At 42.5% G+C, this 20746-nt stretch carries 24 protein-coding genes; 13 read left to right on the top strand and 11 right to left on the bottom strand.

What is annotated here, in order from left to right:
- Positions 1 to 33: 33 nt before the first annotated feature.
- The 10 genes from uspE to ccoN form a co-directional block, all read right to left on the bottom strand.
- On the bottom strand, positions 34 to 984 hold the full coding sequence (uspE, locus tag Q5H80_RS06760; protein ID WP_304569329.1) for a universal stress protein UspE: 951 nt from the start codon (positions 982 to 984) through the stop codon (positions 34 to 36).
- Between the two features lie 132 nt (positions 985 to 1116).
- A complete protein-coding gene (locus Q5H80_RS06755) occupies positions 1117 to 1863 on the bottom strand; it encodes an FNR family transcription factor (protein WP_009846714.1) in 747 nt (248 codons plus the stop codon).
- Positions 1864 to 1949: 86 nt separating this feature from the next.
- A complete protein-coding gene (locus Q5H80_RS06750; RefSeq protein ID WP_304569328.1) occupies positions 1950 to 2624 on the bottom strand; it encodes a sulfite exporter TauE/SafE family protein in 675 nt (224 codons plus the stop codon).
- Positions 2614 to 2850 carry a cbb3-type cytochrome oxidase assembly protein CcoS gene (ccoS, locus tag Q5H80_RS06745; RefSeq protein ID WP_304569327.1) on the bottom strand — a complete coding sequence of 79 codons (237 nt, stop codon included), beginning with the start codon at positions 2848 to 2850 and terminating at the stop codon, positions 2614 to 2616. The genes Q5H80_RS06750 and ccoS overlap by 11 nt, the downstream gene beginning before the upstream one ends.
- Positions 2850 to 5222, bottom strand: a complete 2373-nt coding sequence (locus Q5H80_RS06740) for a heavy metal translocating P-type ATPase metal-binding domain-containing protein (RefSeq protein ID WP_304569326.1) — start codon at positions 5220 to 5222, stop codon at positions 2850 to 2852. The genes ccoS and Q5H80_RS06740 overlap by 1 nt, the downstream gene beginning before the upstream one ends.
- A gap of 5 nt (positions 5223 to 5227) precedes the next feature.
- Positions 5228 to 5707, bottom strand: coding sequence for a FixH family protein (locus Q5H80_RS06735; RefSeq protein WP_009846710.1), 480 nt, complete (start codon positions 5705 to 5707; stop codon positions 5228 to 5230).
- An 85-nt stretch (positions 5708 to 5792) separates the two neighbouring features.
- Entirely contained in the window at positions 5793 to 6767 is a 975-nt protein-coding gene (gene ccoP / locus Q5H80_RS06730; RefSeq protein ID WP_086049451.1) for a cytochrome-c oxidase, cbb3-type subunit III, read from the bottom strand.
- The gene (locus Q5H80_RS06725; RefSeq protein ID WP_009846708.1) at positions 6767 to 6943 is read right to left on the bottom strand and encodes a CcoQ/FixQ family Cbb3-type cytochrome c oxidase assembly chaperone; all 177 of its coding nucleotides are present in this window, start codon (positions 6941 to 6943) and stop codon (positions 6767 to 6769) included. The genes ccoP and Q5H80_RS06725 overlap by 1 nt, the downstream gene beginning before the upstream one ends.
- Positions 6944 to 6952: 9 nt before the next feature.
- Positions 6953 to 7573: a cytochrome-c oxidase, cbb3-type subunit II gene (gene ccoO / locus Q5H80_RS06720; RefSeq protein ID WP_004742292.1), complete on the bottom strand. Its 621-nt coding sequence runs from the start codon at positions 7571 to 7573 to the stop codon at positions 6953 to 6955.
- Positions 7574 to 7584: 11 nt separating this feature from the next.
- Positions 7585 to 9018 (bottom strand): cytochrome-c oxidase, cbb3-type subunit I, encoded by a 1434-nt coding sequence (gene ccoN, locus Q5H80_RS06715; protein WP_009846707.1) that lies wholly within the window; start codon positions 9016 to 9018, stop codon positions 7585 to 7587.
- 252 nt (positions 9019 to 9270) lie between these two features.
- Between ccoN and Q5H80_RS06710 the strand changes: the two genes are divergently transcribed.
- From Q5H80_RS06710 to Q5H80_RS06700, 3 genes are all read left to right on the top strand, one after another.
- Positions 9271 to 9636, top strand: coding sequence for a hypothetical protein (locus Q5H80_RS06710; protein WP_304569324.1), 366 nt, complete (start codon positions 9271 to 9273; stop codon positions 9634 to 9636).
- A 115-nt stretch (positions 9637 to 9751) separates the two neighbouring features.
- Positions 9752 to 10936, top strand: coding sequence for an FIST signal transduction protein (locus Q5H80_RS06705; RefSeq protein ID WP_304569323.1), 1185 nt, complete (start codon positions 9752 to 9754; stop codon positions 10934 to 10936).
- On the top strand, positions 10936 to 12660 hold the full coding sequence (locus tag Q5H80_RS06700) for an ATP-binding protein (protein WP_304569322.1): 1725 nt from the start codon (positions 10936 to 10938) through the stop codon (positions 12658 to 12660). Before Q5H80_RS06705 ends, Q5H80_RS06700 begins: the two co-directional genes overlap by 1 nt.
- A gap of 150 nt (positions 12661 to 12810) precedes the next feature.
- On the opposite strand, the gene Q5H80_RS06695 is transcribed toward Q5H80_RS06700, so the two are convergent.
- On the bottom strand, positions 12811 to 13179 hold the full coding sequence (locus tag Q5H80_RS06695) for a DUF3693 domain-containing protein (RefSeq protein ID WP_086969840.1): 369 nt from the start codon (positions 13177 to 13179) through the stop codon (positions 12811 to 12813).
- A 133-nt stretch (positions 13180 to 13312) separates the two neighbouring features.
- Between Q5H80_RS06695 and Q5H80_RS06690 the strand changes: the two genes are divergently transcribed.
- The 10 genes from Q5H80_RS06690 to Q5H80_RS06645 all read left to right on the top strand — a co-directional run bounded on the left by Q5H80_RS06690 (position 13313) and on the right by Q5H80_RS06645 (position 20745).
- Positions 13313 to 13609 carry a hypothetical protein gene (locus Q5H80_RS06690; protein WP_304569321.1) on the top strand — a complete coding sequence of 99 codons (297 nt, stop codon included), beginning with the start codon at positions 13313 to 13315 and terminating at the stop codon, positions 13607 to 13609.
- Between the two features lie 2 nt (positions 13610 to 13611).
- Positions 13612 to 13812, top strand: a complete 201-nt coding sequence (locus Q5H80_RS06685; protein WP_017103178.1) for a hypothetical protein — start codon at positions 13612 to 13614, stop codon at positions 13810 to 13812.
- Entirely contained in the window at positions 13802 to 14914 is a 1113-nt protein-coding gene (locus tag Q5H80_RS06680; RefSeq protein WP_304569320.1) for a replication initiation factor domain-containing protein, read from the top strand. The genes Q5H80_RS06685 and Q5H80_RS06680 overlap by 11 nt, the downstream gene beginning before the upstream one ends.
- Positions 14902 to 15243 carry a DUF1293 family protein gene (locus Q5H80_RS06675; protein WP_304569319.1) on the top strand — a complete coding sequence of 114 codons (342 nt, stop codon included), beginning with the start codon at positions 14902 to 14904 and terminating at the stop codon, positions 15241 to 15243. The genes Q5H80_RS06680 and Q5H80_RS06675 overlap by 13 nt, the downstream gene beginning before the upstream one ends.
- Before the next feature lie 15 nt (positions 15244 to 15258).
- Positions 15259 to 15486: a transcriptional regulator gene (locus Q5H80_RS06670; RefSeq protein ID WP_304569318.1), complete on the top strand. Its 228-nt coding sequence runs from the start codon at positions 15259 to 15261 to the stop codon at positions 15484 to 15486.
- A gap of 19 nt (positions 15487 to 15505) precedes the next feature.
- Positions 15506 to 15727 (top strand): hypothetical protein, encoded by a 222-nt coding sequence (locus Q5H80_RS06665; RefSeq protein ID WP_304569317.1) that lies wholly within the window; start codon positions 15506 to 15508, stop codon positions 15725 to 15727.
- 129 nt (positions 15728 to 15856) lie between these two features.
- Positions 15857 to 17671: a hypothetical protein gene (locus tag Q5H80_RS06660; protein ID WP_304569316.1), complete on the top strand. Its 1815-nt coding sequence runs from the start codon at positions 15857 to 15859 to the stop codon at positions 17669 to 17671.
- A gap of 3 nt (positions 17672 to 17674) precedes the next feature.
- Positions 17675 to 18019: a hypothetical protein gene (locus tag Q5H80_RS06655; protein ID WP_304569315.1), complete on the top strand. Its 345-nt coding sequence runs from the start codon at positions 17675 to 17677 to the stop codon at positions 18017 to 18019.
- Position 18020: 1 nt separating this feature from the next.
- Positions 18021 to 19445 (top strand): zonular occludens toxin domain-containing protein, encoded by a 1425-nt coding sequence (locus Q5H80_RS06650; RefSeq protein ID WP_304569314.1) that lies wholly within the window; start codon positions 18021 to 18023, stop codon positions 19443 to 19445.
- A gap of 493 nt (positions 19446 to 19938) precedes the next feature.
- A complete protein-coding gene (locus Q5H80_RS06645) occupies positions 19939 to 20745 on the top strand; it encodes a ParA family protein (protein ID WP_304569313.1) in 807 nt (268 codons plus the stop codon).
- The last annotated feature ends 1 nt before the right edge of the window (position 20746 follow it).

The following is a 20746-nucleotide window of genomic DNA, read 5'->3' as shown; positions in this document are numbered from 1 at the left end:
GTTTTTTTATGATTTTAAATCAGCTATAGGGTATTAACCTATAGACAAATTGGGATCAAGTGGACTTACGTAACCCGACGGTTTAAGAGCAAGTACGTCACAGTTAATCTTGTCGATTACATGTTCCGCAGTATTACCAATAAACACGGCAGACAAGCCAGTACGGCCAGTTGTACCAAGAATCACCATAGCAGCGTTGTTTTCAGATGCGACACGAGGAATAACATCTTCTGGCAAGCCTTGCTCAACAACAGTTTGCTCTTCACTCATACCGTGTTTCTGGCGCAACGCTTTCATCGCTGTTAAGTGATGACCACGAACCGCGTCAGTATAAGAGGTTGGGTCAAACTCTGGCAGTTCGATTGTGATATTCGCAGGTGTCACTGGGTAGGCATTCACCAAGAACGGGTCAGCATCCAAACGACCGGTGATCTCAAGTAATCTATCGACCATCGTATCATTGAGCTCTAAGTGAGTTTCTGTTTCAGAGCCGACATGAACTGATGCATAAATTTTCGCATGTTCTGGCCAGAAATCATTTTTAACCAATAGCACAGGACTAGGGCACTTTCTCAATAAATGCCAGTCAGTTGGAGTAAAGATGACGGACTCTAAGGTATCGTGCTTACGCGTACCTTTGATTAGGATGTCATGCTCGCCACTGTAAACCTCTGCAATGATCGCTTCATACGGGCGGTTATGCCAAACCACTTGCACGTTAAATTCAATGGAATCATCAAGGTAAGGAACCGCCACTTTATTCATCCAAATTTCACGTTGATGAATTACGCCTTTACGCATTGCGTCTCTTTCATCGACAGAGAGCATTGATGTCATGTCATACGAGAAATCGTAGATCGATAAAAAGAAAGTGATGTAGCTTGTTGATGTACTTTTCTTGGCAAGTTGGATAGCACGAACTAGAGCTGGTTGCTCATCGTGATTAATGTCTGCGACAACTAAAATTTTGTTATAGATACTCATAACTAAGCCTACTTTTCAGACCGAACATATAAATAATGTAGCGTAGTTATGGAGAGAATAAGAGAAATATAAGAGGTTTTAAGAGAGAAACATGATGTAGCTCATTATTGAACTACATCATTGATATCTAGACTATTCTTTTGAAACGCCAGCAAGTTCCATCAACGCATCGTGATCTTCGATAGTGATATATTTGCCTTTAACGCTCAAGATGTCTGCTTTTTGGAAGCGACCTAAAAGACGGCTAATTGTTTCAACAGTCAAACCAAGGTAGTTACCAATATCGCCACGAGTCATCGTTAGGCGAAACTCACGTGGGCTGAAGCCACGTTGAGAGAAACGAGTAGAAAGGTTGTAAAGGAATGCAGCAAGACGCTCTTCCGCGTTCTTCTTAGAAAGAAGCAGAATCATTTCTTGGTCACCTTTAATCTCATTACTCATCAGGCGCATAATTTGCTGACGCAATTTAGGCATTTTTCCTGATAGGTCGTCTAGAATTTCGTATGGAATTTCACATACCATAGAAGTTTCTAACGCTTGTGCGAAACTAGGGTGCATGTCACCAGTAATCGCATCGAAGCCAACAAGATCGCCCGCTAGATGGAATGCAGTAATCTGCTCATCACCTTGCTCGGTAATCGTGTAGCTCTTGATCGTTCCAGAGCGAATAGCGTATAGAGATTTAAGCTCGTCACCGGCTTTAAATAACTCTTGGCCTTTTTGAATAGGCTTTTTTCTCTCAATGATCTGATCAAGTTGATCGAGTTCAGATTCATTCAAAGTAAACGGAATACAGAGCTGGCTAATACTACAATCCTGGCAATGGATCGCACAGCCACCAGACTGAACACGTTTCGTCACAGGCTTTTCAGAAATCATAACAATCTTTCACTATTTGATATACGTCAATATTTTAGCATTCCTTAATCCTAAAGGGTAGTAAAAAAACCTGATTAAAGACACCGCTATACGGTATAAATGATAAGCTGTAGCGCCATATAACCGGTATAGAAACCGTAAATGAGGATTAAAATTGCACCAAACTGACGAAATAAGTCAGCTTGTTGCAGTTTTTTGAGGAAATTTGCACCCATTCCAACCGTGAGCATCGCAGGAAGGGTCCCTAAACCGAAAGCAAGCATGATACCCGCTCCGTTATACCAACTTCCTGATACGGCCGCCCATGTAAGCATAGAATAAACAAGGCCACATGGTAACCACCCCCAAATGAAACCAAATGGTAGAGCGTGACTAGGATGCTTCAATGGAAGAAATGATTTACCGACAGGAGATATATAGCGCCATAACTTCTGTCCGACTTTTTCAAAGAACAACAAGCCGAACCACCATTTACCGATATACAAACCTAAGACGATCATAAAGCCAGCAGCAAATAATCGCAGCCAACCTAGCAGAGCGTTAAAATCGCTTAGCTGACCTATAGAAGAAATTGCACCACCAATCACACCACCAATCACGGCATAGCTTAGCAAGCGTCCTAGGTTATAAAGCAGGGGAATGATAGGGGAAGGTTTACTGTTGCCAATTGAAAGAAGCGACGCAATGCCACCACACATTCCCATGCAGTGACCTGCGCCGATCAACCCAACAACAAAGGCTCCGATCCAATCAGGCGTCATCGTTCTTTTTGTCTAAGTTAGTTTGGCTTTCTACGTTAGCTTTCTCGTTCTTAACAGGTTTACTATCAGAATGATTATGAGCATTAGTGTCTTCATCAAACAGAATGTTGTGGCCTTGACGCTCAAGGTCTTCAAACTGTTCGCTCTTAACGGCCCATAGAAAGATACCGACAGCGATGCACACTAGTACGATCGCAATTGGAATAAGTATGTATAAACTTTCCATTATTTACCTTGCTCTTTTAAAAGCCTTAACGAGTTAGACACAACAATAATAGAGCTAGCAGACATGCCAACAACGGCAATGTATGGAGCAACCAAACCAGCAACAGCCAATGGAAGAATAAGTAAGTTATACCCCAACGACCACGCTAAGTTTTCACGGATTATCTTACGTGTTTTAAGCGCTAATGTTCGTGATTTAAGTAATCTATCGAGTTTGTCACCCAATAACACCATATCCGCAGAGGCTTTCGCCACGTCGGTACCGCCGCCCATAGCAACCGAAAGGTGTGCACCTGCAAGAATAGGCGCATCGTTAATACCGTCACCAACCATCATGGTGATATCACTAGCGTCTCTAGAGTTTAGATAAGCGAGTTTATCTTCCGGCTTCGCGTTAGCAACAATGTCAGTAATGCCGATCTCTTCAGCAACAGGTTTCGCGTTAATCAAGGAATCGCCAGTGAGCAAGGTCGTTTTGATTCCCGCTTCTTTAAACTTTTTAATAAACTCTATACTTTCTTTACGAATTGGATCTTCATAAGTGAATGTTGCGATATGTCGACCAGACATCGACAAGTAAATACCATTGCTTTCCGATGTCTGTGCATCACCAAGAATGAATTCACTACTGCCGATAGCGACTTCTTGTCCATTCCACTCTCCAGTGATACCTGAGCCAATTACGTTATTGACAGACTCTACTTCGATATCATCAGAAAGATGAGTCTTGAACGCTTTCGCAATAGGGTGGTTAGCATGTTGCTCTAGGCTCGCCGCTACTTTCAGACAGGTGTCTTTGTCAAGTTCTGCGAAGGTTTCAACTTGGCTGATACGAATATCACCCTCGGTCAATGTGCCTGTTTTATCTATGATCAAATGATTCACTTTGCACAAAGTTTCAAACACATGGCCTTTGCGCAGCAAGATACCGAAATTACCCATACGAGAGGTTGAGCAGGTAATGGCTGTCGGTGTTGCAAGCGATAGAGCACAAGGACATGTCGCAACAAGTACCGAGAGCATAATCCAGAAAGCATCTTCTGGACGTGTTTGGTGCCAGTAGAACCAAGTGCCAAATGAAATGATCAAGATAACCGCAACAAAGTATCGAGCCACCACATCAGCAATTTCAGCGATGCGAGGTTTTGATAACTGCGCTTCATCTTGTAGACGAACGATATTGGAAATCACTGAATCCGCTTTTGAGGTCAACACTTCCAATTCAAACGATTCATCACCATTCAATGTGCCTGCAAAGACAGTATCGCCTTCGTTTTTAACCACATGGATAGACTCGCCAGTCAGCATCGATTCATCAATATGAACTCTACCAGACAGTACTTTACCATCCGCAGGGATATGTTCACCGGGTAGAACCCGAATCTGATCGCCGACTTTCAATGTTTTAACTGGAACTTGTTCACCGTCTAATGTTGTCGCCATAGCTGGAACCAGCTTAAGCAGGTTACCACTCGCGGCGGCTGCTTTACGACGAGCGCGCATTTCAAGGAAACGACCAAGCAACAAGAAGAAGGTGAACATCGAGATAGATTCAAAGAACACTTCGCCTTTTTCGGTTACCGTCGCCACCAAACTTGCGACGTAGGCAAACAACAGAGCGATCGACACGGGTACATCCATACCCAATGTTCGGCCTTTGATACTACGCCAAGCGTTAATATAGAAAGGTAATGCAGAGTAGAGCAGAACCGGTGTTGCAAAGATTAAACTCACCCAACGGAAGTAGCTTTTGAATTCGGGCTCTAGGTTACCAAATACTTCAAGATAAAGCGCCACAGCCAGCATCATGACCTGCATGGTTGCTAGCCCAGCAACACCGAGGCGATACAAATAGTTTTTCATCGAACGATGATAAGCGGCTTCTTGTTGGTCAGCCTCGAATGGTGCAGCTTTGTAGCCCAACCTATGAATCGCGGACAATAACTCGCTCAGCTTAGCTTGAGTGTTGTCCCAACTAAGCAAAGCGCGGTTGGTCGTAGTATTAACACGAATACTCACAACGCCAAGCTTTGAAGAAACTTGCTTCTCAATAAGCCAAGCACAAGCCGCACAAGAGACACCATCTAGTGACAATGTCACCTCAGAGGTATTGTCGGAGTTACGGACGAACTCAAGTTGAACATCTTCATTGTCATAATGGCTAAGAGCCAGAAGTTGCTCTGGCACCAGATCGGCTTTTTCAGCCGGAGCAGTACGGTATTGGTAATAAGAGACCAAACCGCTATCTATGATTGTCTGGGCTACGGTTTCGCAACCCGGACAACACATCGGACGAACCGATCCTAAAATTTCTACTTTAAAATCCGTTTCCGCTGGTACATCTTCACCGCAGTGATAACAGGATTCACACATAAGCTTTAGTTCGTTAGTTGAGTAGGAGTATCAATAGGGAAGTTCATGCGACCTTGCACTAACCATTCAGAATCATGCGGAGAAAGCTCGATAAACCATGGTCCTTGCATTTCGTGATCCAAAGTCATGGTGTAGTTGCCTTTCGCATCCGCTGTCAGTAGTTGAGTAAAATCGCGGTCAGGCAGTGTTCTGTGAACAAACATTGCGTTGATCGCAGGGAAGTGATCGAGTTTACCTTTCTCAAGAGTAATGATAACTGAGTTACCTTTCTCGTTAACTGAAGCTGAAAGGCCGAGTTCCTTTGCAATATTTACTTTTGAAATATCAACATTAATGCCTTTTCCCTTTTTATAGTAATCCTCAGTCACTAGGTCTACAGAGTTCTGTGTGAACACAATAACCGTCATGATGGTCCAAATAACTACTGTCGCTGGCAACGCGATTAAGAACCACGGCCAAAACTGTTTATACCAAGGCTTTACCATAAAAAAGATCTCAAAAAAGAATAAAAAGAAGAGGTTATAAAATAAAGGAAAGACAGCCTCTTAGAAAGAGGCTGTTATTGAAATGTTACTTATTATCCGAGTTGCTTAAGCTCCACACGTATGATGAAACCAGTTGTACTTTATCCTCGCCTAGAATGTCTTTCCAAGCAGGCATAACGCCAGAGCGTCCGTACATTACTGTTTCCGTCACAGCAGCGCGCGAGTCGCCAAACAACCAATCGCGGTCGGTCAGGTCAGGTGCGCCTACAGCGGGGTTACCCTTACCATCTGTACCGTGACATGCAGCACATACAACAAAGCGTGCTTTACCAGCTTCAGCTTCACGAGCATTCACACTACGTCCAGAAAGGCTAAGCGTGTAGCTAACCACTTCTTTAACGCCTTGCTCACCAAGTGCATCTTTCCAGCCAGGCATTTGGCCAACACGACCATGCATGATTGTTGTCACGATAGCTTGTGGTTCACCACCATATAGCCATGCGTCATCAGTTAGGTTAGGAAAACCTTTTTGACCACGAGCATCAGAGCCATGACACTGAGAACAGTTTTGCAAGAATAAACGTTGGCCCACTTTAATTGCGTCAGCATCTGATGCAATGTCAGGAACAGAACGTAAACCATTTTCGTCGTGAGCTAGCTTTTTGAATGCTTCACCAAAATAGGTGTTGGCGTCATCAAGCTCTTTCGCGTACTCGTCTAACTGCTTGTTCGCTTGAGCCGCAGCAATTGAAGAGCGAGACTCTTCAATACTACGAACTTCTTGGTTTGAACTTGTCCAACCTAGTAGACCTTTAAAATTGCCAAGGCCAGGGTAAAGAGCAAGGTAAACCGCTGCAAACACAATCGTACTGATGAAAAGGTATGTCCACCATTTTGGTAGTGGGTTATTAAGCTCACGAATACCATCGTATTCATGGCCCATATCATGACCTTCTTCTACGCCAGTTCGATCTTTAAAACACCAACGAAGCAAGACAGCACAACCAATTAGGGTACCAATCGTAATCGCACTAACCCAGATACTCCAGAATGTACTCATTACTTTGTCACTCCTTGATTTTTAGAACTTGTTGCCGGCTCGTCGTCTGCAAACACTAGGTTCGCATCTTCGTCGAAACGTGATTTACGATTCTTGCCGTATGCCCACCAAACGATGCCGATGAAGCAAGCAAAAACAGTAACAGTCCAAACACTTTGAAATGTAATAATGTCCATAATTATTCCTTATTTCATTGCGTGGCCAAGCGATTGAAGGTAAGCGATGATTGCATCCATCTCTGTTTTTCCTTCAACATCTTGTTTAGCGTTAGCAATTTGTTCGTCTGTGTAAGGAACACCAAATTGATTACGGAAGAGTTCAAGCTTCTGTTGAGTCAATTTGCCATCAAGTACATTCTCAGCAAGCCATGGGAAGCCAGGCATGTTTGATTCAGGAACAAGTTCACGAGGGTCGATAAGGTGAACACGGTGCCACTCATCAGAGTAACGATCACCAACACGCGCTAGATCTGGACCAGTACGCTTAGAACCCCATAGGAATGGGTGTTCCCAAACGCTTTCGCCAGCTACAGAGTAGTGACCGTAACGTTCAGTTTCAGAGCGGAAAGGGCGAATCATTTGGCTGTGACATACGTTACAACCTTCGCGGATATAAATATCACGACCTTCCATTTCCAGAGCAGAGTAAACGCGTAGATTTTCTACAGGTTCAGTCGTCTGCTTTTGGAAAATAAGAGGGGTAATTTCTACTAAAGCACCAAAACTGATAGCAATAACGATCAAGATCGCCAGTAGGCCAACGTTCTTCTCTACCAACTCATGGCGATTATTTGAATTTGAGCTCATTCTAAATCTCCTTAAGCCGGTTGAGGGATAGCTTTAAGGCTATCTTTAGGTGCAGAAACAGTTTTGTACGTGTTGTATGCCATTAAGAACATACCAGATAGGAAGATGAAGCCCCCTAAGAAACGTACAAAGTAGAACGGGTAAGATGCTTCTACAGATTCAACGAAGCTGTAAGTTAATGTACCGTCAGAGTTAACTGCACGCCACATCAGACCTTGCATCACACCAGAGATCCACATTGCAACAATGTAGAAAACCGTACCAATCGTTGCTAACCAGAAGTGAACATTGATTAGAGATACAGAGTACATACGCTCTTGACCAAATAGTTTAGGAACTAAGTGGTAAACCGAACCGATAGAAACCATCGCAACCCAACCTAACGCACCAGAGTGAACGTGACCGATAGTCCAGTCCGTGTAGTGAGATAGTGCGTTAACCGTTTTGATTGCCATCATAGGGCCTTCGAAAGTCGACATGCCGTAGAATGATAGAGAAACGATTAGGAAACGTAGGATAGGGTCGTAGCGTAGCTTATGCCACGCGCCAGATAGAGTCATAATACCGTTGATCATGCCACCCCAAGATGGAGCAAACAGAACCAAAGACATAACCATACCTAGAGACTGAGTCCAGTCTGGAAGTGCAGTGTAGTGTAGGTGGTGAGGACCAGCCCAAATATACAGAGACACAAGAGCCCAGAAGTGAACAATCGACAAACGGTAAGAGTAAACAGGGCGACCAGCTTGTTTAGGAACGAAGTAATACATCATACCTAGGAAACCAGCTGTCAATAGGAAGCCTACCGCATTGTGTCCGTACCACCATTGCACCATTGCATCGATCGCTCCGGAATAAATCGAGTACGATTTAAACGCAGATACAGGAACAGCTAGGCTGTTAACGATGTGCAACACGGCAACCGTGATGATGAAGGCTCCGAAGAACCAGTTAGCTACATAAATGTGCGATGTCTTACGCTTAATCATGGTTCCGAAGAACACGACCGCATAAGCTACCCACACAAGAGTAATAGCAATATCGATTGGCCATTCAAGTTCTGCGTATTCTTTACCAGAGGTTAAACCTAACGGTAAAGTAATTGCAGCGGACAGGATAATCGCTTGCCAACCCCAAAAGGTAAAGGCTACGAGAGGGCCACCAAAGAGACGCGTCTGACAGGTACGTTGCACAACATAATATGATGTTGCAAACAGCGCACTTGTACCGAACGCAAAAATAACCGCATTAGTATGCAGGGGACGTAAACGACTGTACGTCAGCCACGGCGTATCAAAGTTTAGCTGTGGCCAAACTAATTGAGCGGCAATCAAAACACCAACGCCCATACCGACAATACCCCACAAAATTGTAACGAGGGTAAATTGACGGACGACCGTATAGTTGTAGTTTTGTTCAAGCTGCTTTTCTTGGCTCATTTGCATGCTTCCAATTTCTTATTTACTACACTTTACTTCCAACACGACTCACGTCGTAATGCCACCCAAATTAGAAAAGGAAATTCAGCCTATTCAGAGCTTTATTTCCACTTGCTGATTTTAAAAAAAAGTGGCATTTTCAACGCGACACTATACTTGAATTAACAAATCAATGACAGAGTAGTAACCTTACGCTTGGTCTGGAATTGTATTTTTATTTAAAAACTTTGAACTTTGTAACAAGGAGTAAAGATTATAATGGCGGCACAAAAGCTAACAAAAGGCAGGCTTGTTCAAATTATCGTCATGTTGGTTATTTTAATAGCTGCATTTACTTGGAGAACAGTGACATACGACAATGACGAAACAGTGAACTGTATAATTTCTAAACCTTGCCAAATTACTATTGATAAACATAATGTTTTAATTTCGGGTGATAACCTAGGGTATTCGATCGAAACATCTAAAACTGGTAAATTTATCATTAACTATATTGAGAGCGGAACTCTAGAAGAAAAAGGGGCATCAATTTGGCTGTTACGAACGAACGCTCAAAACTCCTCAATAACGGTTACATTTCCACAACAGATAGCCACACTTTCTGTAAACCTTTCTAAGGAATAACACAGCAACAAGTTAGTCTCGCCTCAATTCTTTTGATAGAAATATGTACTAAGTCAGTGAAATAGATTGTATAAAAGTGTTATAAAGAGAGCATTAATAAAATCTTCCGAGATCTATGAAATTTCTATCAAAAGTCTCTTATTCCCTAGACGATAAAATCGCAGTAGATGAGCTGCTCAGTGGGGTGGCAAACCCTGACGATATTGCCTGTCTTATCTGCTACTGCACAGAAGAGTACTCCACACTCGCAGTGCAGAGATATTTCGTAGATGCGCTCCCGAATACACCAATACATGGCTGCACCACTTGTCACGGTATTATGACCGAAACAGGGTTCCATTCAGGCCCCGTGATAGGGATACTCATCATCTATGATTCCGGGATCAATGCCTACGGTACCGGCATCTGTCACTTTGGCGATTCCATAGACTGTAGTACATTCAGCGCCATCGATAAAGCATTAAAGAACGCCAACCGAGAAGGAGAGATACCCGATCTTATCTTGCTCCATTCCACCCCTGGTAATGAAGAGAAGGTGATGGCGGCCATCGATAACAAATTTGGTACAGAGGTACCGATTATTGGTGGAAGCGCAGCAGACAATCAAGTGTCTGGAAATTGGAGCATCTTTACCGAAGAAGCTCTTGCTATTAATGGCGTCTCTTTAACGGTGTTTTTTGCGTCACAATCCATCTATTCATCTTTTAGCGCCGGTCATACACCCACTCAGTATTCTGGCACAGTCACCAAAGTAAGAAATCGAATATTGTTAGAGATCGACCATAGGCCTGCGACCACCGTTTATAATGAATGGACTAATTTTCATTTAGGTGGCAGTGATGATGGGTATATTTTTGAAAAGTCGACAGTTTATCCATTAGGTCGAAAGGTCGGTTCTTCTTACGACTACCCATATTTCAAGTTATCGCATTCGATCAGAGAAACTGAGTGTAACGGTATCGAGTTGTTCACTGATATAAATGAAGGTGACACCATCTATCTGATGCAAGGCTCTAAGCAACAACTTATAAGTCGTGCCGCTAACATCATTCATTCGTCTTACTATAATGATATGGATCTTGAAGAAAAATTAGGGGCGATCAACATATTCTGTGCAGGACCAATGCTGCACCTAAAACAAGATATGGATGAGGTTTGTGACCAAATCAATCACGCACTTGGTGGGCTTCCATACATATGTCCATTTACGTTTGGTGAGCAAGGCAGACTCTCTGGTGGTGAGAATGCGCACGGAAATTTGATGGTATCGTCTGCAACGTTTTATAGGCTGAAAAAGTAATGGATACTGAAGACCAAGAAGCGCTGCAAGAAGCTCGTATTGAACTCCAAAAACTAAAGGTCCGTGAACGTAAATTAGCTGAAGAGAATAGGGTGATCCTATCAACTATCTCTGCGATCAGTAAGGCGAGTAACATATCTGAAATATTTTCTAGTCTCGAATTCGCACTCAAAAAATACATTAAGTTTGATGATTTTATTGTGGTATCAAGAGTAGGGAATGAAGGCAGTTTCAAAACTCTGTTAACCAATAACAGAGTATTCGAACAAATGAATTGGATAGATTGTGGCAAGCTATCGCGAGTCATTAATGGAGAATGTGCCATTCTTTTTGAACCCAAATCTCTGGGTGAATTCAGCACTTTGCATCCCATTATCCTAGACCAAATTAACTCTGTACTGATTACTGGTATTGATAGCGGGCTAACACAATCCGTTATCATCTTTATCCATTCCAATACCAAACACTTTAGTATTGAAACCAAAGCCACTCTAAACCGATTTCGACCGCTGATTGAGCGTGCTGTTTTCGATATTGAAAACAAAGAAAAACTTGAAGCGACAGTCCGAGAACGTACAGCAGAACTCGTAGCAGCAAGAAAAGACGCAGAAAGAGCCAACAAAGCCAAATCTGAATTCTTAGCAATGATGAGTCATGAGTTAAGAACGCCGCTAAACGCCACCATAGGCTTAATCGACACGCTAAAGTCCACACCGCTGAATGATGAACAACAGTCTATATTGTTAAATATGAGTACATCATCTGAACTCCTATTGGCAATCATCAGTGATGTGTTGGACTTTTCAAAGATTGAATCTGGATGCTTCTCGTTGGCACCTCAATGGAGCAATGCAAGAGACACTGTAACTTTTGTTTTATCTGAACAAAAGAAGATAGCAGACGATAAAGGGTTGTCGTTAACCCTAACTAGCGACATTCCAGAAGGTGAACTACATTACATCGACCCAAGTCGCTTAGCGCAGATCCTTTTTAATCTCATTGGTAACGCAATTAAATTCACTGAACGCGGGCATGTACATGTTTCTATTACATACAAGCACAGCTCATTCCGTATTACCGTAGAAGACACCGGAATTGGCATCAGCTCACAGCAACTTTCATCATTATTCAGTCCATTCGTGCAAGCCGATAGCACAATCACACGTAGATTTGGTGGCACCGGCTTAGGTTTAGCAATAACAAAACGACTAGTAGAACTGATGCGCGGGCGTATATCGGTCAAGAGTGAGCCAGGAAAAGGCTCGAAATTTGAAGTGCGGTTACCAGTTCTAACAAGAGTTACGAACAATCAAGATCATGCTGCAGAAGATAAATACTCGCAAGTTCCAAGAACCCGTTATTCAGTGTTAGTTGTTGAAGACAACCCAACGAATCAGATGGTGATTCAATTGATCCTTGCGCGGCAAGGCCACGAAGTTTTCATCGCAAGCAACGGTGAAGAAGCTATTGGCTTTGTAGAAAGAGGTAATGATCCGATAGACATTATCTTGATGGATGTGTCGATGCCAGTTATGGACGGAATAACCACAACCAAATACATGAGAGACGCAAACATCAAAACACCAATCGTCGCGCTAACGGCACACACATCAGTAGAAGATAAATTTTCTTGTTTAGATGTCGGTATGGATGATTTCATTACCAAACCTGTAAGAACCAAAGAGATCATTGAAGCAATTGATAGGTTAATGCTTGAAGTCTAATAAACGTATTCTTAATCGAAGATTAGGAAATATGTTTATTAGGTATTTTATGGTAAATAGACTTACTGTTAAATAGAACGTCAGTTTGGTAGTCATACAAGAGGCAGGGCATCACACAAAGATACCGGCCTTATAAACACCAAACTTAATTTAACATAATATACATAATACGCAGTTGGCTAGTGCTTTATTTGGGGTGGCTGCCATCAGTGCTAATCCCGCGCAAGTCATTGAAATCGCTTTTAATCCTAGCCCGTTGTACTTTTTTGCAATGTGTTCCCACATCTGTTTAATCTCTGGATTTTCGTTGCGGTCAGCGTGACAACCAAGCAACGCTATCTCCGGATCAATACCTGAGTTCTCAGCCAAGAAAACTGCTTCTGAGTCAGTAAGTTGGCGAACACCTTTTCTAATTTTACTTATCTTCGGTGGATCAAGGTTCAAGTCGTGTGCAACTTGCTTGTCTTGTACGTAATTTTTCGCCTTTTTGTAGGCATTAATTAATTCTGATGAGTACATTTGGCACCTCCATTTTGTTCATTGTAGCTGCAAAGTTGCCATAAATCGCATCTTGTAATTGCCATTGGTCGCAACTACGATTGCCACATATCGCAACTCAACCTGCTTTGGTTGATTAACTATGGTGGCTTCTATGTTCCAAATTGAATCTATTCAATACGGCTCCGTTTTGAAATCTGAACACGTTAGCTTCTCTAACTACCCAGATTTTACACACGCGTCCGTGTCTCTCCATAACTCACCACTAGAAATCTGCTTTGAGTTCCTTGTTAGCGAACTTGAGTTTGGCCAACGCACAATTGGCGAAGAACTTTTTCACACTGTCAGTTATGAGAATCCGCTTTATAACTCTGAAGACTCTTTCACTTTTACGTTTGATAACGACCAAGAGCTTGAACAGTTCTGCGCGTTCTACGGCTTGGAACGTTAATCATGGATTCTATCTACTTCGACAACGAACCCAATCACGGCATCAACGCCTATTTTCCTTGGGGTCATAACTTCTTCAAGACTCCGCGTGACTTCTTTCAGTTCATGGAAGCTCACTACGGCATGGTGTCATTTCAGATTGTCGAAATCACGGATGATAACTACCAAGAGCTTTTGGTTAAGGGTGTGTTCCATGCCATCTAAAAAACCACATAAGTTCCATGACGAGATTCGTCCGGTACAAGTTGATCACCTAGCCTTTTCGTTTTCGTACGGCTCACTTAGACACTTGGACAACTCGAACGAACAAGACTTTATCAATATGCAGTTTCCTGAGTTTAAAAAGCGAAGCGTTAACGGTCGCCTTAACTCACCAGAAGCCATTGATAAGTCAATTGAGTCACACCGTAACAAATGCCGCAAGGTTTTAGCCGATAGGTTTGATGAGTTCATGTCTAAAGTCTTTAACTTCCGCATATCTCCTATGCGTGGCCGTGGCTTACATGGCTATGAAGATTCAATGGTGATTTATGATTCAACGGGAACGGTTGAGTGTGGTTTGGTTGGTGTTGGCGGTAACAACGATACGGTCTACGTGCAAATCAATGGTACTGGTTGCGCTAAGTTGTTCGACTTCACCACACACAAAAAGGTGCATTGGTGGTTGTCACTTTTGGGTATCACTCGCCTCGCCCGTTTAGACCTTTGCGTGGATGACTACACCGGAATCTTTGACTGTAAGTATGCTGAGAAATGTTTTTATGAGGGAGCATTTCGTACTGCTCCTCGTGGTCGTGGTCCCACAATGGTTCCTCATAAGCGCGTTTCACAATCCGGTGAACTATCAGAGGAAGCCGTTCTTGTTGGCTCTCGTACCTCTGCGGTTTATTGGCGTGTGTACAACAAGAAGTTTGAGCAAAACATCGCTGACCCTGAAGTGATTTGGTACCGCAACGAAGTGGAATTGAAGAAGTGTGATTTATCACTACTCGCCTCGCCTGCTTCGGCCTTTGCTGGTCTCTGTGATTTCTCGGCCAGTATCGACCCTGCTGAACCAATGAAGCTTGAACTCAACAAGAAAAAAGCAGGTCTTGAGTTCTTCGCTCGTATCGCTTGGGTTCGTCGTCAATGTGGTAAAGCTCTATCTGAAGTTGTTGCTATGACTGAAGGTGATTTGGGTGAAGCCTTCGGCATGCTCATTCCTACGCATCATAGACGTGCAAACTTTGAAACCTCGTTGGGCATTCCTGACGAATACACTAAACAGAAAATCGAAATTTTGGAGTCAAGAATATGCCTACAATAACTGGTATTGCTATCAAGCGTTTCCCTAAATCAAACATGGAGTTCGCGGAGCTGTCTGTCCTACGTGCTGTAGAAGAAGTCGACAACGAGAAGTTTCAGCAAACGGGTATCGGTTTCTCTACTGATATTCCTTACAACAAACAAGCATTGAAAATCGATGTTGAGTATGCGCGTCAACTGATCCAATCACGCGCATTTGTTGCTAACCGTGAATACGAACTGAGCTTTGGTGCTAACCCAAATGACCCGCTTGATATTCTGGTAAATCAGCTTACCCCTGTTGATGAGCAAATCAAAAAGCACTTCGAAAACTCTATGAAAGCTAAGTAATTAGGTCTAGGTTCTATGTCTATTTGCGTGACTGTTATTGATGGGATTTTGCAGCAATCATCTGGTGGTGTTTGTGAGTATGTATTGGTCTCTAAAGAACAGTTAACGCACTTGGTTGATGGTCAATTTGATTGGTCATTACTCGAATTCGACAAATCTTTGTATGAGTTCGTTATCGCTCAAAGCTTGATTACTTTTGTTGGTGGTCATGTTCTTGGGCGTGTATTAAAACACTTTCGTTAATCCATTTAGGAAAATTATTATGTTGAAAAATCTACGTCAAATCGCTAGCAATAAAATTCTATTTGCTTCTGTTGCTCTTACTTCTAGCTCTGCGTTCGCTGATGTTAGTGCAAATGAAACGGCCATTACTGCCGCTGTTAATACTGGTAAATCTATGGTCAACCTTACTACCACAGGTGTAATTGGTATTGCAGCTCTAGGCTTTGGTCTTGGTATGGTTGTTTCTTGGCTTCGTAAGTAATGATTACCTCCGTTGTTCTTGGCTCTTTAATGTGCGCCTCGTTTTTATACGGGGTATATACCGGAGTCATAGCGGGTTAATTAATTAGGGGGCTTCGGCTCCCTTTTTTATTTATATTTCGGTGTTTTTATGAAAAGAATACTTTTTATTATTTCCTTTTTATTACTTTCTTTTTCTTTTAATGCTTTGGCTAATTCCACTGAATGCGTAATAAGTCAAATAAGCTCATCTACAGCGTCTAAATTTAGGGTTGATATTTCTAGCCTTTCTGTCGGTGCTGTTTTTAATCCCTATGACTTTGTTAAAACAAATCGTTTCTTGTACGTAAAATCCCAATGTCGAGTTGATGCTAGGAATGGACGAAAAAGTGCTTGGCTTGTTATCGGCAGCCCTAAAAAACAACCTACTTGTCAATCCCCTCTAGTTCCTAATAACGTTACAGGAAAATGTGAAAGTGTTTGCGCATCAAAAAAAGGTGTTAGGTATGGCACTGTTCGTTTCCCCGTTGGTACTCGAAACGTTCTGGCAATATGCCGCAATGGTTGTCGAGCTAATGTCACATTTTTTTCTAATTCCTCAAACCCTCCAGAAGGTAGTTTTAAATACACAGGTACTTCTTGTGATGGTTCTGAAGGTGTTGGTGAAGGTGGTGGCGGTGGCGGTGGTAATGGTGGCGACGGCGGTGGTAATGGTGGCGACGGCGGTGGTAATGGTGGCGACGGCGGTGGTAATGGTGGCGACGGCGGTGGTAATGGTGGCGACGGCGGTGGTAATGGTGGCGACGGCGGTGGTAATGGTGGCGGCTCTGGTGGTAATGGTGGCGACGGTGGTGGTAATGGTGGCGGCTCTGGTGGTGGTTCTGGTGGTGGTTCTGGTGGCGGTTCTGGTGGCGGTTCCGGTGGCGGCTCTGGTGGTGGTTCCGGTGGTGGTTCCGGTGGTGGTTCCGGTGGCGGTTCCGGTGGCGGTTCCGGTGGTGGTTCCGGTGGCGGCGGTGGTAATGGTGGCATAGGTGGTAGTGAATTTTCACAGATTGCCAATAGATTAGATAAATTAATTGCTATTGATTCCAATATGGAAAAAGCTATTAAGGATATGACAACCAGTACCAATGACCTTAGTGATATTGCTGGAAAATCACTTTTAGAAACTCGGAACGGTTTTTCATCTGTTAATGGTAATTTAAATGCTCTTGGTTCAATGTTGGGTAATGGATTTAATAGTTTAAGCAGTGTTGTTGCGCGTGGGAATAATGAAACTGGCAATGTAAATAATAGTGTCATTCGTAACGGTGATAAATTAGATGAAATAAAAAACGAGATTGTTAAAAGTGGTTCAAATTTGGGCTCAAAAATGGGTGATGTTACTAAGTCATTAACCGCTGTAGAGAATTATTTAGAAGATATAGCTGACGGCTCTAATAGTAATGCCGGCGCTAATGGTTGTGGTAATAATACTTTTAATTGTTCTGGTAATGATTACGAATGTTTTATGGCTAAACAGGCTTATTTAGCACGATGTGCATTAGATAGTAATTCCAATTCTAATGGTGATTTTAATAAGGATAAAATAAAAGACGTTCTCCATGAGGTTTTTGGTAAAGGTGGCTCTTTTGAAGCTCCTACGCATGATAAAGGTGACGGCTTTGGCTCTGGGACGCTATTTACTCGAAAGATAGGTGATTTAAAAAAAGAGGTTGAGGTTGAACAGAAAAAACTTGAGTCGATGCTCAAAGATTCCCCTTTAAAATTAGGAAGTATGCACTTTACTAATGGCTCGTATGACTCAACTAGTTTTACACTTTCTCGGTGGGACGTTGACGTTAATTTTAATCTTTTTAACTCTCTTGGCTCTGCTAATACTGAGATGATTCGAACGGTTATCTTATTTATCGCCACTTTATTAGCGGGTTTTATTTTGCTTTCTTCTGGTCGCTCTAAGGTGTAAATAATGGATTATTTTTATGATGCTCTAAATTATATTGTTTTGGTCTTTGGTAATATATACGACTTCTTTGCGACCATACCGGACTTAATTTTTGAGGTATTCACTTATGCATGGTTTTGGTTTATTAAGCTCTACATCTATTTAAAAATTCAAATGCTAGAAATGGCTTATAGCGTAGCTTCATTACTGCTGTCTGAATATGAAGTCTATACGGTCTTGAACATGGCATTTAATAAGCTTCCCTCTGATTTGCGCTTTGCTTGTTATCAGTTCGGGATAGTTGATTCCGTTCGAATTATTGTTGATGCATTCGCAACGGCTTTCGTTCTTAGAATCATGGGGTGGTGATATGGCTGTAACGTTCCGTCATGGCTCCAACGGGGCTTATAAAACTGCTTATGTTACATGGTTCGAAATTCTTCCCGCTTTACGTGAGGGTCGCATTGTTGTAACCAACATCGAGGGCTTGAAGCCCAAAGAGTCTATCGAAGAATTGCTTGGTGAGAAGTTTCCAGAATCCGCGCGATTGATTAGGATCTTCACACGATCTTCTGAGGGGGTGATGCTTTGGCAAAACTGGTTTAACTGGATGCCCCTGGGCGCGTTTGTTGTTATTGATGAGTGTCAGGACTTGTATTGTCCAGAGGCAGGATTTAAGCGTGAGAAGTTTTTACAAAAGCCTTTTTCCGAGTTTGTTGACTTGCTACCTAAAGACTTTTCTGAGCTGTTTTATTCTCGTTGGCTTCCTGTAGACCCTGATTCGTTTGAAGTGGGTGACGTTGATGATTGCGAACGAACACAATTAGACGAAAATAATAGACTACTCTACCCGTTCGACTTTTATGGTGCGTTTATGCGACATCGTAAATATCAATGGGATATTGTCATGCTCACACCGGATTACACGGCAATTCCAACTTGGTTAAAAGGCTGTGCCGGAGAGGCTTATTCTCATCGCTCGACCGATACATTTTTTAGGAGTCGCAAACCTAGAATCTTTAACCATCCTCCGAAATCAACTAAGACAGCTCCTTCAACTAAAGCTGACATGGCCAGTAGTACCAACAAGAAAATTCCTATTGATGTGTTCGCGCTTTATCAGTCCACAGGAACCGGAGGCTTTAACTCTACCAAATCTGATATCTCGGTTTTAAAGTCACCAAAATTCATTCTTGCGATCATTATTGGCTTTGCGGCCATTGTGAAATTTCTATGGGATTTATCTTATGTATTATCTGATTCTGATGTGGGTGAAGTTCAAACGGTTAGTACGCCAGCTGCCTCTACCAACTCGCCTACTCTACCTAATTCGGCTCTCACTCCAGTATCTGAAAATGTTCTTATCAAAGATGGGGAAAATTCTGTTCGGGTGGATTCTAGCAATGTTAATCCTCAAGGTTCTGGTGAAGTTATTCCTGATGCTGTAAACCCGTTTTATGATGTCTTTCCGGAGTTCAACGGTTCAACGTCTGTTTATCTGACTTCGGTTTTAAGGACGGTTTATCAAAAGGGATTTAATGAATCGTTTGATTTCGTTTTTAGAATAGATAAAGGCTCTGATACTTTTTATATTCGCTCCGCTGTTTTGGATAGATACGGTTATAACTTCGAACTGATTGACGATTGCTTGATACGGGTTCGCTCTGAGTCGGTATCACGGTTTTTAACGTGTCCGCCTACATCGAGTAGTGTTGTTGATGAATCGCAGGATGACAGTGTGATGAATGCTCGGGTTGAGAATGTTCAAAGGTCTGTTGATATCTTCAGCATGTGATGAATGACATACGTGAACGGCAGTATGTCAAAAAATGACATACTCGCCCCGCAGGGATAAGGGCACTCGATACAGTTCTTGGGTATGACTTCCCCAAATGCCCGAAAAGCAGCGAAGCGTAGCTGACTTGATGAAACCACATCACCGCCCTTCACATTGCCAAGATAACCCTTGCAGAGCCTCACAACATCAGTGGGGCTTTTTGCTACTGCAACCCATCTGACTAACAACTTTTTCCATTCTGCTCACAGCTTCGCGTGAGTCGTGAGAGCTGAACAGCGAGCGCGACGCTGTGGGCAGCCAACCCCCGTGTTGTATCACGGGGGTAAATTCGACAAACTATCAACACCTGATGTAATTTTAACTCTGTTAACAATGCCTTTGATCATATTTTTATTACTTACGATTTAACTATGTTTCATATGAGAAGTTAAATTTATGATAAGCTAACCCGCACAAAATCAGTTGGTTAATATTATAAAGTGGAGCTTATATGACAAAGGTCGTATCGTGTATCAATCTAAAAGGTGGTGTAGGCAAAACAGCCTTAGCTGTAAATTTTGCCGCCTATTGCGGTATTCAAGGTAAAAAAACCTTACTAGTTGATTTAGATCCTCAAACCAATGCTACGTTTTCTACGATTGGTGTTAAGAAGTGGAATGATGAAGTTAAAGTCCAAGGCACTGTTGCTGATTTGCTAGGAGCTAAAAGACACACTAGTGCTCAAGGCCAAAGTAAAACCGCGGAACAAGTGATAGTAAAGAACGTCTTCAAGAATGTAGATTTAATACCTTCACACATAGACCTTTTTACCGTAGATTTAGACCTAGCTTCTGCACGCTTTCGTGAAACGAAATTGAAAAACGCGTTAAAAGACGTACTTGAAAACTATGACATTGTGATCTGTGACTGTCCTCCTAACCTTACAATTCCTACTCAAAATGCACTAGCATTCAGTACTCACTATGTTGTTCCTGTGACATTGGATTTCCTGTCTGCTATTGGTGTTAGTCTATTAGTTAAACGTGTTGAAGAGTTTGGCCAAGATCTCGACCATAGTTTAAAGCAAGCAGGCGTTGTTATTTCACGAGTTGGTCGTCCCGCGATACATAGAGAAGAAACAGATGCTACTTTGAGAGCACAATTTGGAGACGCAATTCTCGATAGTGTCATAAAAGAAAGAACATCTGTTAGTATGGCAGCACAATCTAATAAGCCGATTTTCTCATTAAATGATAGTGCGGCAAAAGAAGAGTTTTTAGCTGTGTGTGAAGAACTCCTAGAACGCATAGAAGGTTAGT

The organism is Vibrio sp. SNU_ST1 (assembly GCF_030563405.1).
Lineage (GTDB): Bacteria > Pseudomonadota > Gammaproteobacteria > Enterobacterales > Vibrionaceae > Vibrio.
The sequence above is the reverse complement of the archived record's forward strand: the minus strand, read 5'-3'. Positions and strand labels throughout refer to the sequence as shown.